General features: G+C 47.3%; 14 protein-coding genes and 1 tRNA gene. 10 read left to right on the top strand and 5 right to left on the bottom strand.

Going from position 1 to position 18,061, the window contains the following annotated elements:
- Positions 1–83: 83 nt before the first annotated feature.
- A complete protein-coding gene (locus tag PSE7367_RS15145; protein ID WP_015166227.1) occupies positions 84–407 on the top strand; it encodes an NIL domain-containing protein in 324 nt (107 codons plus the stop codon).
- A gap of 555 nt (positions 408–962) precedes the next feature.
- On the opposite strand, the gene PSE7367_RS15140 is transcribed toward PSE7367_RS15145, so the two are convergent.
- Positions 963–1,601, bottom strand: a complete 639-nt coding sequence (locus PSE7367_RS15140; RefSeq protein WP_015166226.1) for a peroxiredoxin — start codon at positions 1,599–1,601, stop codon at positions 963–965.
- Between the two features lie 395 nt (positions 1,602–1,996).
- On the opposite strand from PSE7367_RS15140, the gene PSE7367_RS15135 reads away from it, so the two are divergent.
- From PSE7367_RS15135 to PSE7367_RS15120, 3 genes are all read left to right on the top strand, one after another.
- Complete coding sequence (locus PSE7367_RS15135; RefSeq protein WP_015166225.1) at positions 1,997–2,578, top strand: PFE-CTERM domain-containing protein; 582 nt, start codon at positions 1,997–1,999, stop codon at positions 2,576–2,578.
- A 471-nt stretch (positions 2,579–3,049) separates the two neighbouring features.
- Positions 3,050–3,131 (top strand) — tRNA-Leu (locus PSE7367_RS15125).
- Between the two features lie 18 nt (positions 3,132–3,149).
- Positions 3,150–3,944 (top strand): TrmH family RNA methyltransferase, encoded by a 795-nt coding sequence (locus tag PSE7367_RS15120; protein WP_015166224.1) that lies wholly within the window; start codon positions 3,150–3,152, stop codon positions 3,942–3,944.
- Between the two features lie 100 nt (positions 3,945–4,044).
- On the opposite strand, the gene PSE7367_RS22130 is transcribed toward PSE7367_RS15120, so the two are convergent.
- A complete protein-coding gene (locus tag PSE7367_RS22130) occupies positions 4,045–4,185 on the bottom strand; it encodes a hypothetical protein (RefSeq protein WP_156800414.1) in 141 nt (46 codons plus the stop codon).
- Between the two features lie 353 nt (positions 4,186–4,538).
- On the opposite strand from PSE7367_RS22130, the gene PSE7367_RS15115 reads away from it, so the two are divergent.
- Positions 4,539–4,943 (top strand): hypothetical protein, encoded by a 405-nt coding sequence (locus tag PSE7367_RS15115; protein WP_015166223.1) that lies wholly within the window; start codon positions 4,539–4,541, stop codon positions 4,941–4,943.
- Between the two features lie 146 nt (positions 4,944–5,089).
- Positions 5,090–5,518 (top strand): hypothetical protein, encoded by a 429-nt coding sequence (locus PSE7367_RS15110; protein ID WP_015166222.1) that lies wholly within the window; start codon positions 5,090–5,092, stop codon positions 5,516–5,518.
- A 67-nt stretch (positions 5,519–5,585) separates the two neighbouring features.
- Here the strand turns inward: PSE7367_RS15110 and PSE7367_RS15105 are convergent, their stop codons facing one another.
- Positions 5,586–8,855 carry a tetratricopeptide repeat protein gene (locus tag PSE7367_RS15105; protein ID WP_015166221.1) on the bottom strand — a complete coding sequence of 1,090 codons (3,270 nt, stop codon included), beginning with the start codon at positions 8,853–8,855 and terminating at the stop codon, positions 5,586–5,588.
- Between the two features lie 242 nt (positions 8,856–9,097).
- Here PSE7367_RS15105 and PSE7367_RS15100 point away from each other — a divergent pair, with 242 nt between their 5' ends.
- From PSE7367_RS15100 to PSE7367_RS15085, 3 genes are all read left to right on the top strand, one after another.
- On the top strand, positions 9,098–9,775 hold the full coding sequence (locus PSE7367_RS15100) for a hypothetical protein (RefSeq protein WP_015166220.1): 678 nt from the start codon (positions 9,098–9,100) through the stop codon (positions 9,773–9,775).
- Positions 9,776–10,242: 467 nt separating this feature from the next.
- On the top strand, positions 10,243–10,830 hold the full coding sequence (gene rimI / locus PSE7367_RS15090; protein ID WP_015166219.1) for a ribosomal protein S18-alanine N-acetyltransferase: 588 nt from the start codon (positions 10,243–10,245) through the stop codon (positions 10,828–10,830).
- Positions 10,831–11,180: 350 nt separating this feature from the next.
- Entirely contained in the window at positions 11,181–13,676 is a 2,496-nt protein-coding gene (locus PSE7367_RS15085) for an ATP-dependent Clp protease ATP-binding subunit (RefSeq protein ID WP_015166218.1), read from the top strand.
- A gap of 203 nt (positions 13,677–13,879) precedes the next feature.
- On the opposite strand, the gene PSE7367_RS15080 is transcribed toward PSE7367_RS15085, so the two are convergent.
- Positions 13,880–15,610, bottom strand: a complete 1,731-nt coding sequence (locus PSE7367_RS15080; protein WP_015166217.1) for a protein kinase domain-containing protein — start codon at positions 15,608–15,610, stop codon at positions 13,880–13,882.
- A 548-nt stretch (positions 15,611–16,158) separates the two neighbouring features.
- Between PSE7367_RS15080 and PSE7367_RS15075 the strand changes: the two genes are divergently transcribed.
- Positions 16,159–16,635 carry a hypothetical protein gene (locus PSE7367_RS15075; RefSeq protein WP_015166216.1) on the top strand — a complete coding sequence of 159 codons (477 nt, stop codon included), beginning with the start codon at positions 16,159–16,161 and terminating at the stop codon, positions 16,633–16,635.
- Between the two features lie 9 nt (positions 16,636–16,644).
- Here the strand turns inward: PSE7367_RS15075 and ispG are convergent, their stop codons facing one another.
- Positions 16,645–17,883, bottom strand: coding sequence for a (E)-4-hydroxy-3-methylbut-2-enyl-diphosphate synthase (ispG, locus tag PSE7367_RS15070; protein ID WP_015166215.1), 1,239 nt, complete (start codon positions 17,881–17,883; stop codon positions 16,645–16,647).
- Positions 17,884–18,061 lie beyond the last annotated feature (178 nt).

Below are 18,061 nucleotides of genomic sequence, written 5' to 3'. Positions count from 1 at the left end.
ATCGCCTTTGGTTAAGGTGGAAGGTGCACACAATAGAAATATCTTTTCTTAAAATTACATCAATATGATATTAGAGGCGTAAGATGATTATGCAAACTTCTGATTATCCTTTCTCCAGTTCTGGCAATGCGGCGATCGCTGGTGACGATCGAGTCACCCACACCAACATTACAATTAGAGTCCCCCACAGCCAACACCAAGAACCAATTATTTCCAAGTTGGTATCTGAGCATGGCTTGATTGTAAATATTACGGCAGCGTTGCTGGGTGAAGATGCCCGCGATGATGGCTGGTTTAGTTTGGAACTAAAGGGAACCATGCCCCAAATCCGCAGTGCGATGGTTTATTTAGAAGATTTAGACCTAGAAGTGTGGGAGAAAAACGGCACCGAAGAAGAGGACTGGTAAAGCTTCTTATTGTTTCACCCAACCACCAAATTAAATAATTAAATAAATTGTTCTTGTAGTTATTTCTGGCGCGATCGCATTTTAGTTAGTTTTGCTGTCCCTCCTATTCCGATTCATTCTGATGTGATGGGGCAGGGCTTGTAATTAGGCAGGCAGTGAGGGGGAAATGCGATCGTGCTAAATCCAAAGCTTGCTGGTGTTGGCTTGCATAGTTAAGTGCCAACCGCAATCATTGTGACTGCGTAAATTGGTATGTGCGTCTAGATCCTGAGCTAGCAAAAGTTTCAGCCAATCTCATCAATGCGTTCTAATCCTTGTTAGGCCAGGCCAAAAGCTCTCAAAAAATCTTTACAATCCAGCTAATCAAAAACTGCCATCTACCCAATCACCAAATCGAGAGGTAAGTAAGCCCTACCTCCCGACTGGTTATAGTTATTAATTTACTATTTGTTACTATTTGAGTTGCAATTTAGGCACAATCTAGAGCAATTGCCCTTAATTAATTTAATTTGCAGCTAGAATTTGCAGCTAGGCAAGTCCTGCCAACTCGAACCCCTATTTATTGGGCTGAGGAGTCATCCGCAAGTATGGCTTGATAACTGTGTAGCCTTTGGGGAAATTCGCTTTTAGTTCGGCTTCTTCCTTAATCGAAGGCACAACTACACAATCATCGCCATCTTTCCAGTTGGCCGGCGTAGCTACCTTGTGGTAATCGGTAAGCTGCAAGGAGTCAATTACGCGCAGGATTTCATCAAAGTTACGTCCCGCACTAGCCGGATAGGTCAGGTTCAGACGTAGTTTCTTGTTGGGGTCAATCACAAAAACAGTTCTAACCGTAAGGGTATTACTGGCGTTGGGATGGATCATGTCATAAAGATCAGAAACCTTACGATCGCCATCGGCCAGAATTGGGTAATTTACCGCTGCGCCTTGGGTTTCTTCAATATCACCAGCCCAGCCTTTGTGTGATTCAACATCATCAACACTCAGGGCGATCGGTTTAACATTGCGCTTAGCAAATTCATCTTTTAGCTTTGCCACTGTACCTAGTTCAGTGGTGCAAACTGGCGTGAAATCAGCGGGGTGGGAGAATAATACAACCCAGCTATCGCCCATCCATTCATATAGATGAATTGGGCCTTCGGTAGAGTCCTGCGTAAAATCAGGAACGGTATCACCTAAACGTAAAGTCATATATCGGTAATCCTATGTAGATAGTGTAGATTCATTATACCCAGTAGTTGAGAAAATATACCTTTACCGATCGGGTTTCTTAATCCAACTACTCAGTCAACTACTAAAAGCAAAGCGATTCGATCGCAGCCTAGCCCAAAACCCACACTATGCTTTGATTTCTTTACGATCAATTCAGGCGATCGCTACGTTTTACATTTAATTAACAACGCGATCGCAACATAAGTTCAACATAAGTTAAAAAGTCTTTACCTGATTTTGCCTCAGCCCCATCCGCCGCATACTCAAAAAGATATAGGCGATATGCCCAATTTACGGCTCTAGCTTCGTTCCAGTAAGCTGGGAATTTGATAGAAGATTCTATCTGGCGGATTTTTTTGTGGAGTAACAATAAAATGCTTAGATTTAGTACCGCTACTGCTGTGATCACCCTGGCGATCGGCGGCTTCAATCCATCTGCTGCTGAGGCATTGACCTGGACAATAAATAACGCTGCCTATGATGCTGTGGATGGCGGCGGTACCATTTCAGGAACGTTTGACTACGTTGCATCTGCAGGCCCAGACGGTACCTACTCAAACATCAATATCACCTCCACTGCAGGCTCTGTCGCTCCATTTCAGAATGGCAATAGCTATCCTGGCGCCTCAATCACCTATACAGGCTTTCAGTCAGGCGATGAGAATATTCTTACCACCAGTCCTGTTAGTGGCTTCTTTTTGCAACTGACTTTTGGGGGGAGTGGCTTAACTGATGCCGGTGGGACAGTTAACATTTCGGCAGGCATTATTGAACTTAGCTCTCCGCCGATTTTTGGATTTCGTCGCATCGATGATTCACTAAATCCTACGGTGACAGCGGTTCCCTTTGAGTTTGAGTCTGGATTGGGTTTAATTGCCCTAGGTAGTATCTTCGGCATCAGTGCCTATCGCCAGAAACAAAAAGCTAAAGCAGCTAAAACAATTATTCATCAATAAATATTCGGGTTGAAGCGATCGCGCTATTTTTCAGGGTAAGCGGCTGTGCTGCAACTTCTCGATCGCCAATGACTCCAGAACCGCCCTAAGTAGTTATAGTGAGTAAATGTATTTTGAAATGCTTGCCTGCTCATCAATCCAAATCTGACAAACTACTAGTGCTAGTTCAATCGAGATATTGGGCAAGTAGTAATCCGACTGCTTGATCTATGTGGAGCTATATCTTCTAGATCTTCTAGGTATTGGGTATTGATGCACTAGAGTATTGATCCAAAAGCAGGCTCTTGAAGATGCATTAGCAAAAATCCCTGAGCAAAAAGCGACTATGCATCTTGACATATACCCCCAGCTAGGAAAGAATATAAAACTGCGATGCTTGAAGTTAATTGGTATGCGGATAAGTTTAATTAACCGCGATCGATTACTGATTCAGGCTAGGCAGCAGAGCGAACAAATAAAATAGATAAATAAGCGGAACTGGCGGAATTGGTAGACGCGCATGACTCAGAATCATGTGGATAAAACCTTCCGGGTTCAAGTCCCGGGTTCCGCATTAACCCAAGCAAACTAAATGATTACCAGCACTCGCAATCCTTTGGTAAAAGCCCTGCGGCAACTGGGGAAAAGTACCAAAGCCCGACGCGAGCAGGGTTTGTTTTTGATCGAAGGCACCCATGCCCTCAGCGAGGCGATCGCCACTAATTTCCCCTGTGCTACTGTTTGCTATACCGAGGTTTGGCAACAAAAAAACCCAGTTCTCTATGGTGAGGTCTTAGAGCGAGCAGAGCAGCTTGAACCGGTTAGCGAGGCTGTGATCAAAGCGATCGCCACCACCATGAACCCCGACGGTGTGATTGCCACCTTGCCCCTGCCTGATTCAGCCAGAGATTCAGGAATCAACTCGATCGGCTTGGTGCTAGAAACCATTCAAGACCCCGGTAACCTGGGCGCAATTATCCGCACTGCCGTAGCCGCTGGCATTGATGAAATCTGGGTCAGTCAGGATAGTGTTGATTTAACCAGCCCCAAGGTAATCAGAGCCTCGGCGGGACAATGGTTTCGGGCTAATTTGCGATCGCAAGGTGATCTAGTCCAGACTATAGAAACCTACAAAAAACAGGGCATTAAGGTGATTGCCACCAATGCTGATGCTGAGCTGACCTATTGGCAAGCGGATTTTAGCCAACCCTGTTTGATTTTGCTAGGCAACGAGGGCAATGGCCTGTCGGCGGAGTTAGCCCAGGTTGCCGATTTGGCGGTGAGTATCCCACTTGAAAATGGGGTGGAATCACTCAATTTAGCGGTTTCGGCGGCGCTAATTCTCTATGAGGCCAAGCGACAAAGGGATGTGGCCAGCTTAGATTAGTGGCAGCGATCGCCAGCGAAGAAATTAATTGCTAAATCGTATTTTCAAAAACTTTTTCAAGAAACTTTTTGCCTGATCAGCCCTAAAATCGCTGAAATTCTTACCTGGCAATTGATGAGCCAATAAAAAATTTTTTGAGCCGATCGGGAACATTCGTAAAAACCGTACCGTCAATGCACCCATAGAGGATATGTCGTAAGTATTTTTGCCTGATAATTATTTCGCATTCATTCTCAAACATATTCTCTGTTGAATGCCAAATAATCAAATCTAACTCAGGCAAACATCAGGTAATTGTATGTGTGCTGCATACAAATAATCAACAGCTATGAAATAGCTTGAATAAATTGATAGGTAAAGGAATTTGCCAAGCAAAACGCGATCTACTCAAACGATCGCAGCATCTTGGTTGAGTTTACTGAACTGGGGACGCATTCAAGCATTCTACTCAGATTTATTACAACTGAATCACGGCAACAAAGCGGCGAGCTTTTAATTTAGGATCGCTCACTGAAATTTTGCCACATGTGTGAATAAATACTGCTCAGCACAATTTATCAATTTGTACTGAAGACTATAGATGGAGTAAATATCGTGAAAAGAACCTATTTAGTTGCCTTGGTTTCATTGCTAACTTTTGGTACTGTTGGCGCAACTGCCTTGCCTGCTCGTGCGGACAAGATTAATACCCAGATTATTAATCAGACCACTACCATTGACGGGAATGGGAACACGGTTTTCCAGGAGACCGAGCAAATCAATGTTCAGAACGATCGCACCAACCGCCGTGGCAACAAGCCTGGTAAACCTGGCAAGCGGGACAAGTATGATAAAAATGCCCCGAACCAGGACAATTACCAGGAAGTCAACCAGGGAGTTGATATCTATGGTAACGACAACTATGTTGAACAAAATGCTACCCAGACCAATGTCCAGAACCGTAGCGATCGCCGCAATCCTGGTCGCGGCCGTAAGTATGGCCATGACAAGAAAAAATAAGCCCCAGCTTAGTCCAGCTTAGTCAGATAGTGACTTTGTGGGCTTAGCTCAGAGATGCTGCCTTAGAGCGTAAGGCTTCTAGGGTAGCTTCCTCCATGATCGAGAATCAATCAACCTCTAAATTTGACTTAAGTGAGGTATTCAAAATGCCAAAGCAACACCATTTCCGCTGGGCGGGTATGGCTTTAATTGCCCTATGTACAATCATAATCCTGCCTAATGCGATCGCCAAGGCTGATGATGTGAATATTAGTGTGGATGGCACTACCACAATTATTGATGATGATGGCGAAATCTATATTGAGAGTGCGCCAGAGCCAAGCCAAGCCGATCGCCTACGTCGTCGCCGCGATCGATTCAGGAGTGATTCTAACGATTCAGGCATCAATACGGATGACTATGAATACGAAGATTACGAAGACTATGAAGATTATGATGAATATGCCGATGATTATGTTGATGAATATCAACTAGGCGATCAAGACTGCCGCACTGAAAGCAAGGTTTACCGTTCAGAAAGTGCTGACGGTAGCAATGTAGTTACATCGCAAAGCACCACCACCGTTTGCCAATAGCTGTCTAATCAGCTAAATAATTTTGCAGTTGTCAAGCTAAATTCAACATCTGCTAACTACCAGCTAGCTAATCAGGATCATCAGGATCTATTCGTGGCGCCATTCTTGGCAATGCCTGTTGGGTAGAAGTTGCCAGTTCTAATGCCTGGTGAGCCACTGTGAGGCTGGGTTTGAGTCTGGTTGCAGTTTTGAAGCTAGCGATCGCCTCTGCTAAGTATTTTGGCGAGTTGGTTTGTTGACTGAGGTCATATAACCCTTCGCCCAATTTTTGATGTGCCTCTGCCCATTCTGGCTTCAGGTCGATCGCCGCCCGCAAAAAATCGATCGCATCGGCCAATTGCTTTTCACTGGGCAACAGTAATACCCCCAGATTGAAATAAATCTGAGCAAAATTGGGATCAATGGCGATCGCCTCCTGGTAGCAAATGATCGCATCCCTCACCTGGTTGCGTTGTGCAAATGTGTTACCCAAATTAAAATGGGCATCGGCATTTTCAGGATCAATCTGGATCGCATTTTCAAAACAGTGGATCGCCTCGGCTAGTTTTTCCGCCTGAATACAATGCATACCCAACTCATTGCATTCCTTGGCACTGAGCAAATCTGGATCAGCCGCCACCAGATCAGTCTGGGCTTGCACCGCCGCCGCTAAGTTACCCTGCAAAGCCAGGGCCTTAATCCGATTGCGATGGGCATCCAGATAACCCGGTTTTAGCTCGATCGCCCGTTGGTAAAATTCCAACGCCTGATCATAGCGATGCCGCTCCACCAAACTGTTGCCCAACAAAAAATGCGACTCGGCGGTGAACGTTTCCGGCTCGATCGTCAGGGCTTCAATGTATTGCGACAGAGCCAATTCTGGTAGCCCTTGCTGGTCATAGCTTTGTCCCAGGAACCAATGGGCAAAAACTAGATCTGGCTGGAGCGCGATCGCCTGTTCGTAGGGCTTAGTAGCGTCGATCGGCTTGCCCATTTGCTGCAAGGCTCTGCCCCAGATTGTATAGGCTTTGGCCATTTCAGCTTGAAACTCCGTTTGCTCCAGCTCCAGGGCAATTAGTTTTTGGCAATTATCGATCGCCTCCGTAAACCTGCCCCGCTGCAAACTGGTTTGTGCCCGTTGTAAATATCGTTGCGCCAGATTGGCTGGATTTCCTTTCTGGCCTGGTTTGGTTGCCTCTTGATTGGTGGCCAGCTCAGCCTGCTCCGCGATCGCTTTAATTTGCTCTAAGTTTTGCTCTAAATCAAGCTCAGCGCTATCTTCAAGATCTTTACCTAAATGACCTGGATGCCCCTGATACAAAGCCACTAACTCGCTCAGGGCATTGGCAACCCGATCGAATACGCCATCCCAATCACCCCATTGTCTTTGCCGGAACAGGCTAGCACTAGCGTACCAGGGGGTAGTTGTACCCTCCAGTAGCCAATACCAGGGTTCGGGCACATAGGGCAGCAGCAACCACAACGGTTTACCCAGCGCTCCGGCCATATGCACCGCCGTATTACTGATCGAAATTACTAAATCTACCGCCGCCACCTGCGCCGCAAAATCATCAATGCTGGCGATCTGGTCAATATTGGGGTCATGATAGATGTCTACGTCATAGCGATCTTGCATCTGGGCCAGTTCATCCGCCCAATCACCATATTGCAAATCCACGAACGTAATCCCCGGTAAATTCAAAATTGGTAGCCAATCTGCCAGGGGAGCAGGATATTTTTTGCGATTGGTGCTGTGCCAGGAGATGCCAACAATTAGGTTACGGTTTGGTTTCGTTTGATCGCTGACTTGAACATTGACAGGTTGATCAGAGGAAGATTCCTGACTCACCTCCTTAAGATTCTCAGGCTCTTGGCTAGATGCAAGCTTTAAATAGCGATCGCGGCAGGCTTGCACTTTCGCGGCATCCGGCTGCATAAAAGCACCATTGCGATCGGTAAAACTCTCGATCGTAGGGCGGAGCCATTGCCCCATGCTGCCCATCGGTAAAACAAAATCAATATTTTCCGGCTTTTCAATGGTTAATGCTTCTTGTCCCTCTTTCGGGATTATCGTTGCTTCTGGAAAAGATCGCGCAAACAAAGGCACTAATCGCGGTTGGCACTCAATCCAGCAGCGATCGCTAGCCGCAATCACATCCGGGATCATGCTCCCGAACAAAACCTCATCACCAACCCCCTGTTCCCCCGAAACTAAAACCGTTTTACCCGCCAACGGTGAACCATCCCACAATGGGGCTGGCAAGTCTCGCTTGGGCTGATTGATCATAAACCAGCGCCACTTGTAATATTCAAACCCCCTGGCAAAATTACCCAGCATGAAACAGGCATGAGCCAGGTTCAAATTGGCCGCCAGATGATTCTTCTGGACACTTAGGGCGCGTTCAAAGTAATCGATCGCCTGCTGGGGATTTCTTTGATGCACCAGCGAAGCACCCAAATTGGAGAGGGCATCTGCTTCATGGGGATTGAGGCTAATTGCATGTTGATAGAGGGCGATCGCCTCGGTTGATTGATTCTGGCGATCGAGCACAAATGCCAAACTGCAACAAGTATCAATATCATCAGGCTCAATGCTTAATGCCTGGCGATAATAGCCGATCGCTGCTTCTGGCTGATCCTGGTCTTCCGCCACTTTGCCCCGATTATAGAGCGCTTGCATGTGGCTAGGCTCCAGGGCGATCGCGGTTTCCAGGCTTGCTGCCGCAGTTTCTAGCTCACCCAAACGATGGTGGGCAATGCCAAGATTACAATGGGCATCACTGGAATTGGGCGCGATCGTAACTAATTGCTCAAACTCACGCACGGCTTGTTTCAGGTTGCTAGAACGCAGGAAAGCTACTCCCAAATTCATTCTGGCCGGAATATGTGCCGATTGGAGATTAAGCACCTTCTGATAGCTGGCGATCGCACTATCCCATTGATTTTGCCGACTATAGGCCACCCCCAGCAGATATAGCGCACTGAGATCCTCTGGATTGGCGGCCAGGGCTTGTTCATAACTGGCGATCGCTTCGTCTAATTGCCCCAGCTTGCTAAGTGCCACTCCCAAACCACAACAGGCATTGCTAAGGATTTCTTGGGGCGGAACTTCATTCTTGTCAGGGCGATCGACATCGGCTGAATTGCTATTCTCACTAATAGCCTGAGCCTGCCCAAATGCCTCAAACTGTGCCAAAACCTCCAGCAATTTGTGATAACACAGGATCGCCTCTGGCCAGCGCTGTTGCTGCATATGATCTTGAGCCACTACCGGCAATTCAGATAGCTGCATTCTCAGGTTCAGATCTTGCAAGGTCAAGAGTTGGGGTTCGGATGGAGGAGTGCCTTGGATATCCATTGTTAATTTCAATCTTTCAATATATTGCAAGTTTTAGAGGCAGTTTGAGCAGATCCAATTTAGAATTTGGCAATTATGCTGGATCAATCATTTGAGCTAGCCTGGTTTACGATCGCTATCACCTACACTACCCAATCAGCTAAATTTAGGAGCATGATACATTCGTTTTCTGCTCAGTAATTAATCTGCTTAGTAATTAAGGCAAGATATCTAATCATCTCTTGGGGGTTAATTCGCAATTAATGATTAATGTTTATATTGGCTATGACCCCAGGGAAGCGATCGCCTTTCATGTCCTGGCACACAGCATTCATTGTCGCGCTTCACAACCGGTGCAGATCGTGCCCCTGATGTTATCTCAGCTAGGTGGGATTATGACCCGCGATCGCCATCCGTTGCAATCCACTGATTTTTCCTTTTCTCGTTTTCTTACGCCCTATTTGTCTGGTTATCAGGGTTGGTCGATTTTTATGGATTGCGACATGCTAATGCTGGATGATGTTGCCAATCTGTGGGCTCTGTGTGACGATCGCTATGCGGTGATGGTGGTCAAGCATGATTATACTCCCCAGGAAAGTACCAAGTTCCTTGGCCAAGCCCAGACGAAATATGTCAAGAAAAACTGGTCGAGTGTGATGTTGTTTAATAATGCCAAATGCCGATCGCTGAGCCCAAATTATGTTAATGGGGCGACTGGCTTGAATTTGCATCAGTTTAAATGGTTAGAGTCTGAGGCGCTGATTGGCGATCTGCCCAAACGCTGGAATCATCTGGTGGGGGTCTATGATTATGATCCTGATGTTTCGTTGGTGCATTACACGCTGGGTGGGCCATATTTCAAGGAATATAGCGATTGTGATTATGCGGAGCGATGGAATGCGGAATTACAAAAGGCTTTGTTTTGTAAGCAACGTACTTAAAAACTCACTTAAAAACTCACTTGAAAACTCGCTGGGAAATTTACTGGGAAATTTACTAGAAAACTTATTCGGGCACATAGCTCAGAAACTAGCCCATAATCTTACCGATAGATAAACTGAGTAATTGAGTAACTGAGTAACGCTGATTTAATCAAAACCGATCGCTAACCAAGTCATAGAGTCTCACGAGATCGCCAGTAGCAGAAAGTTAGCGGCTATAAGTATCTATTAAGTATAAATTGTCGAGTTCAAGTTGAGTAAAACTTGATCTTATGGGCAAACGTTGCCATTTGGTGCTTGAGCAAACCTTACCCCCATAGCCAAAGCTAACTACTTGCAGGACTGCGTTTTTATAATAGATGAGGTTGATTAATTGAAATTTAAAGAGGGCGATCGCCATGATGCTATTGCTAATTATTGTGGGCGTGCTGGTGATTGTTTTAGCGCTATTCATGATCACTAAATAAATGCATCAGCTAAAACTATGCCAGGTCAGTAAAGAGCTGTTAACGCAGATCAAAACGATCGATGATACCTGCCTGGGTGGGCTGTGGAGTTTGCAAGCCTATGAGCAGGAGATCGAAAACCCCAAAAGCACCTTGATCGCGCTGATTAATGAGGCTAAGCAGGTGCTTGGCTATGGCTGTTTATGGCGCGTACTAGAGGAATCCCACATTACAATCCTGGCAGTGCAGCCAGATTGGCAGAGCCTTGGGTTTGGGCATTTGCTGGTGTGGGGTTTGCTCAAGGTGGCGCGGGATGATGCGGCGGAGTGGACTGTACTTGAGGTAAGAGAATCAAACCAGTATGCAATTAAGCTTTATGAAAATTTTGATTTTCTGGAGGTGGGGCGCAGGCACGGTTATTATCAAATCACGGGTGAAGATGCTTTGATCATGTGGCGAAAGGGTTTGCAGGAGCCAGAATTTGGGATGTTGCTGGCAGAGTGGCAAGAACAGATCTGGCAACGGGTTACGGCGAAGCTGTTTGAATTAGGTGCCGAACCGGAAGGGAGTAAAGTTGATCGATCCGTAGCGATCGTTGATGCTTTGTAACCAGCGCCTAGGAATTAACAATTAAAAATTCAAAGGCGATCGGCAACTTGGATTAGATAATTTAATAATTTAAATGATTTAGCCACGACATTTTTTCATATTTGGTAACAGTGGCAACAACGATCGACCAGAGATAGATAATGGGGCATAGCGATCGATCGTTTTATTCCCTCAAAACAAATTTATTTGGATTTAAATCAATCTTATGTCAGTTATCCGCCCTCAGGTATAGGTCATAACCGCACTAGGTTATAGGGATTTTATGGGTGAAACCCGTACCAATCAACCCACATATAGCCTATGCTAGTATTATCACTAACCGGAACGCACCAACTAGTGGGAAGAACGCCATGTTTGAACGCTTTACAGAAAAGGCTATCAAAGTCATTATGCTGGCCCAAGAGGAGGCTCGTCGTCTGGGGCACAACTTTGTTGGCACAGAACAGATTCTCTTAGGGTTGATTGGAGAAGGTACTGGCGTTGCTGCCAAAGTGCTGAAATCCATGGGAGTAAACCTTAAAGATGCTCGCATCGAAGTAGAAAAAATTATTGGTCGCGGCTCTGGGTTTGTGGCGGTTGAAATTCCCTTTACGCCAAGAGCAAAGCGCGTTTTAGAACTTTCCTTAGAAGAAGCCAGGCAACTTGGCCACAACTATATTGGCACTGAGCATTTGCTCTTAGGGCTGATTCGTGAAGGCGAAGGGGTTGCAGCCAGAGTATTAGAAAACCTTGGCGTTGATCTATCCAAGGTGCGTACCCAAGTCATCCGCATGTTAGGCGAGACTGCTGAAGTGCCCTCTGGTGGCAGTCAGGGACGTACCAAAACCCCAACCCTGGATGAGTTTGGCTCGAACCTAACCCAGATGGCATCGGAAGGTAAGCTGGATCCCGTAGTTGGTCGCCAGAAGGAAATTGAGCGGGTAATTCAAATCCTTGGCCGTCGTACCAAGAATAACCCGGTGCTGATCGGTGAGCCTGGGGTTGGTAAAACCGCGATCGCCGAAGGTTTGGCACAGCGGATTAACGACACCGACGTACCAGATATTTTGCAAGAAAAGCGCGTAGTCACCCTTGATATTGGCTTGCTGGTAGCCGGTACCAAGTATCGCGGTGAATTTGAAGAGCGGCTGAAGAAGATCATGGACGAGATTCGATCGGCTTCAAATGTGATTCTGGTAATTGATGAAGTCCATACCCTGATCGGTGCTGGTGCTGCCGAAGGGGCGATCGATGCTGCTAATATCCTCAAGCCTGCTTTGGCCAGAGGTGAACTGCAATGTATTGGGGCAACCACCCTGGATGAATACCGCAAACACATCGAGCGGGATGCGGCTCTAGAACGTCGCTTCCAGCCTGTGTATGTCGGTGAACCCAGTGTGGCCGAAACGATCGAAATTCTCTATGGTTTGCGTGAGCGCTATGAACAGCACCACAAACTAAAAATTTCCGATGATGCGCTTGAAGCAGCAGCCAAACTATCCGATCGCTATATTTCCGATCGTTACTTGCCCGACAAGGCGATCGACTTGATCGACGAAGCTGGCTCACGGGTACGGTTAATTAATTCCCAATTGCCTCCGGCGGCCAAAGAACTAGACAAAGAGTTGCGCCAGGTCGTCAAGGAAAAAGAAGAAGCGGCCAGAGCCCAGGAATTTGACAAGGCCGGGGAACTACGCGATCGGGAGATGGAAATCAAGCAAGAAATCCGCTCGATCACCCAGGCCAAAAAATCAGAAGAAACAGGCGAAGAAGTTTCTCCAGTCGTGGACGAAGAGGACATTGCCTATATTGTCAGTTCCTGGACTGGTGTGCCAGTGAGCAAGCTAACCGAGTCTGAGTCCGCCAAGTTGATGCAAATGGAAGATACCCTGCATCAGCGCATTATTGGCCAGGAAGAAGCAGTTAAGGCTATTTCCAGGGCAATTCGCCGCGCCAGGGTTGGCCTCAAGAGTCCCGATCGACCGATCGCTAGCTTTATCTTCTCTGGCCCCACTGGGGTTGGTAAAACTGAGCTAACCAAGGCGCTTGCCACCTACTTCTTTGGCTCCGAAGATGCCATGATCCGTCTGGACATGTCTGAGTTTATGGAGCGGCACACGGTATCCAAGCTGATTGGCTCGCCTCCTGGCTATGTGGGCTACAACGAAGGCGGTCAACTCACTGAAGCGGTGCGTCGTCGCCCCTACACGGTGGTATTGTTCGATGAAATTGAAAAAGCTCACCCCGATGTATTCAACTTGCTGTTGCAAATCCTGGAAGATGGTCGTTTGACTGACTCCAAGGGACGCACGGTTGACTTCAAGAATACCTTGCTGATCATGACTTCTAACATTGGCTCTAAGGTAATCGAGAAGGGCGCAATCACCCTGGGCTTCGATATTGCCGAAGATGAAGAAGAATCCAAATATCAAAGGATTCGATCGCTGGTCAATGAAGAGTTGAAACAGTACTTCCGCCCAGAATTCCTCAATCGTCTAGATGAGATTATTGTCTTCCGTCAGCTCACCAAGGACGAGGTCAAGGAAATTGCCAATCTGTTGCTCAAGGAAGTATTTGTCAGATTGCGCGAGAAAGATATTGAACTGAGTGTAACTACTAAGTTCATGGATCGCCTGGTGGAAGAGGGCTATAACCCCAGCTATGGTGCACGTCCATTACGTCGAGCGATCATGCGCTTGTTAGAGGACTCCCTGGCTGAAGAAATCCTCACTGGCAAGGTGCGTGCAGGGGCTGCGGTGGAGATGGATGTGGATGATGATAATAAAATCGTCTGCCGTGAAGTAGAGCGCCAGGATGCGATCGCTGGTAGTGATGAAAATCGTCAGCTAATGCCATCTTCTAACTAGAACTAATACTTAGGTTAGGTAGTAGGTAATTAGTAATAATTAGTAGCGATCATCGCAATTAATTAAATAAATAACCCAAATTAAATTTAAAGCTAGCCAATTGAGTTAAATCAGGGCTAGCTTTTTAGTTTTTAGTTTCTGATAATGCTAAAGGGTATTCAAGGTATTACTGACCAAATTCAAATTGTTTGATTTAAATAAATCTACTCAGTACCACTACAAATTGTGCGCGTGACTTCACAACCAGACCCAATCCCTTCACAGGATTCGATCGCATACTGCTGGGCCAGCTCCTCATTAACACCCCAACCAGTTCCAGCACCGCCATCATCCGACTCTGCGATCGCGCCGCAGGCATTGCGAAACCAGACCAGGACTTCACAATCGGTAGAGCCAGAAGTGCTACTACATTCATTCAGGGCGCGTTCTTCTGCGCCATCACGGCTGCTATAGTTCCAGGAGAAACCCTTATAACCGGAGGTTGGCGATCGGGCGATCGCGCCGTAGTTGTCGGCGGTAGAAACATTGGGGGTAGTTGCAGTAGTTGTATCGGTCGAAGGCCCTGCACCGGCAGGATCAGGGCTAGGGTTGGAAGCAGGGTTGGGCGAATTAACTGGATCGGGGGAACTTTGAATTGGCGTAAACGTAGGGCTAGGTGATGCTGGCGTGACCGTAGAAATTGAATTGTCATCACCGGAGCGAGCCAACCACATCCCCCCACCGATCGCCACAACCAGTGCCGCACCAATAAACATCAATAACTTGGGAAATCCACCGGAGCTAGGCGGTGTTGAAGCCTGATAGGTTTGTTGATCTGTCGGTGGTACATAGGGCGGCGGTGTTCCTTGCGCCTGAGGATAAGGACTGGGCGGTTGTTGTGGGTAAGGGCTCTGTGGTTGCTGCGGATAGGGACTGGATGGCTGTTGATAGGGCACCGGGGTAGGTGGCTGTTGGGGATAGGGACTCTGTGGTTGCTGTGGGTAGGGGCTTGGTGGTTGCTGTGGGTAGGGGCTTGGTGGTTGCTGGATTGTGGGCGGTACACCACCGGAATAGGGCGAAGCAGGGGCGATCGTGGGGGCAATGCCACCAGAAACCACAGTCGATTCACTAATTCCCGCTTGCAAATCACCCAGCATCTCCGCTGCCGAATGATAGCGATCGCGGGGATGATATTGAATTGATTTATCTAGAATTTGCCCAAAACGCGGGCTCAATCCAGGGGCATAGTTGCGCCAGACAATTTCCGCCGTGTTGGGATCGGTGGGTAAATCCTGGGGCATTTTACCGGTAGTTAAATATACCAGGGTTAAGCCCAAGCTATAGAGATCGCTGGAAAAGACAGGTCTGCCGGCGGCCTGCTCCGATGACATAAAGCCAGGTGTGCCAATCACGATCGAGCTGGTGGTTTGACCTTGCGAATTAACCATTGTGCCCATGGTTTCCCGCACCGCGCCAAAATCAATCAAAACTGGTTTGTCATCAATGCGCCGGATAATAATGTTTTCTGGCTTGATGTCGCGGTGGACTATGCCCTGGCCATGCATGAAGTTGAGCACAGGCAGGATTTCCTGCAACATTTTGGCGGCGGTGGCTTCGCTAAATAGACCTTCCGTCATCATTTTTTCAGACAGGGTTTTACCGTCAACCCATTCTTGCACCAAATAATATTGATTATTCTCTTTGAAATAAGCAAATAGCTCTGGGATTTGGGGATGACCACGGCCCAGGGTTTCTAAAATTGCTGCCTCGCGCTGGAAGCGTTCTTGCACAATCTGCTCTACCTGGGGATTGGTGGTAACTGGTTTGAGCTGCTTGATCACACATTGACGACGGGACGGCATTTGGGTGTCTTCTGCCAGAAAAGTTTGCCCAAACCCACCTTCGCCCAGCACCCTGAGCACTTTGTAACGGTTGTTTAAAAGATTGAATTCCATCTGCCTGACCTAAGTATTGATTTAGGGATAAATGCAGTTAAGCATAGGGTTAGCATCGAGCATCAATGCGGAGCTTAGTATTTAAGCGTTTAAGTATTTAAGTATTTAAGCGTTTAAACTTATAGATTAAGGGATCTTTGTGGATGTTGACCGATTCACAAGATTTGATTAATTAGTTGGGCTGGCTAGTTACATCGATCGTGCCCAATCCCCCTCAAGCAGGAACATCAGTGAGCCGGATGATTACAAAAGTTTAATCAAGCCACCAAGAAGTTCACAGGGAATTCAGCGATCGCTTTGCCATAGCCCTTAGGCAAAAAGTCTAATACCTCAATCTATACATGGGATTGAAGTTCTGTCATTTGCTATTTCGCTGGAGTTTCCTCAATTGCCTAAAGTTTGATCGTGCAAATTTTGCCGACGATGGTTAGCTCCATCTGCCAACATAAAACTATTTCACCATTGCTTAACTTGTAGCTAGTATAGAAAAGACTAATGGGTTGCACAGTGCTTTGCAAAGGCGATCGAGATGTTTTAGATCACTACGAATGCTGACGAGAGACACAAGAGACTGGCAATTTGTGGATGGCTTGGTCAAACCTGGGCATCAGGTTGCCTCTGGCTTGGCGGCAAATAGCCCTTACCCAGCGGGAACGATCGCCATGCAAACTCCTTTCTTCAAGACCCTGGGGATGGATTTGAGTGGCTATTATCAGGGCACGTTGAATGTGTCGATCGCGCCAAAAGAATTTAAAATCCTGCAACCAGAATTTACCTTTCGCCAGGTGAAATGGTCACCGGAACATGCAGCAGAGGATTTTTCTTTTTCGATCTGTCTGGTTATTTTTAATGGTTTGCCACGCCCAGGCTTAATCTATTATCCTCATCCAGAAACCAAGCTCGATCATTTTCAAGATCCGCATACGCTGGAGGTGATCACAGTTAAGCTCGCTGGGATTAATTATTTCGATTACTTGCAATTGGGGCTCAATCCTGAGGCGATCGAACTAATATCAAGCCAATAGGCTAAAGCTTTAAGGCTCGACCCAGCGATCGTCATCTTTGATCAAAGCAATCAACTCCGCCACGCCATCTTCTTCGGGGACGCGCTTGATCTCTTCCTTGCCGCGATAGAGTGAAATCACCCCAGGGGTCTTGCCCACATAGCCATAATCCGCATCCGCCATTTCGCCAGGGCCGTTCACAATACAACCCATCACCGCAATATCCAGGCCAGTTAAATGAGCCGTCGCCGATCGCACCTTATGCAGCACTTCTTCCAGGTTAAATAAAGTACGGCCACAAGACGGGCAGGCCACATATTCCACCATTGTTTTGCGCAATCCCAGCGCTTGCAAAATGCCATAGCATACCGGGATTTCCTTTTCTGGTGCTTCGGTGAGGGAAACGCGGATCGTATCGCCAATGCCCTGAGCCAGCAGCGTAGCGATCCCAGCCGTGGATTTAATCCGGCCATATTCACCATCACCAGCCTCAGTTACGCCCAGATGCAAGGGATAATCCATCCCCAATTGATCCATCCGCCGTGCCATAAGCTGATAGGCCGCGATCATCACCGGCACCCGCGAAGCCTTGAGCGAGATTACCAGATTGCGAAAATCCAGTTCCTCGCAAATGCGGATAAATTCTAGCGCCGATTCCACCATCCCCTGGGGCGTATCGCCATAGGTAAACAGCATCCTTTCCGCCAGGGAGCCATGATTCACCCCGATCCGCATTGCTTTGCCCTGTTCCTTCAGCGAAAGCACCAGCGGCTTGAGGGTCTCCCGAATCTTGTCGCCAATTTCGTCAAACTCGGCCTGGGTATATTCAGTGCGATCGTCCTTGGGCTTTTCAAATACATACAAACCAGGATTAATCCGCACCTTATCAACGTGCTTAGCCACTTCCAGGGCGATCTTCATGCCATTGTGATGCACATCGGCAACCAACGGTACATTCACATAGGTGCGCTGCAACTTGGTGCGAATTTCGGCCAGGGCGCGGGCATGAGCCATACTAGGCACTGTCACCCGCATAATTTCACAGCCGATCTCATGGAGCCTTCTGATCCCGGCCACAGCTCCATCAATATCGAGGGTGTCCTCGTTGATCATCGATTGCACGACTACCGGATAGCCGCCGCCGATCGTGACGTTCCCCACCTTCACGGGTCTAGTTTTACGGCGTTGAATCGTGCCCAAATTTTCGAGGGGCGCGGCAGCGGGTGCAGATTGCTGTCTATCTATGGGTTCTATCGGTGCTGTCTGCATAGATATTTCTAAGTGGTTTCTAATCTCAAGTCTAGCGGAATTGATACCAAACGAACTAGGCAAACGGAGCAAACAGCAAAATTATACTAGTTAGCTGACTGGCTGGCATTTTTATACGGTAGACGTTTACATCTTTACATAATTGTCTTGATCAATGCGAGCCGCAAAGGTGAATGAA

Origin of the sequence: Pseudanabaena sp. PCC 7367, assembly GCF_000317065.1 — a bacterium.
GTDB lineage: Bacteria > Cyanobacteriota > Cyanobacteriia > Pseudanabaenales > Pseudanabaenaceae > Thalassoporum > Thalassoporum mexicanum.
Note: the sequence above shows the minus strand (reverse complement) of the source record. Positions and strands in the feature narration are given on the sequence as shown.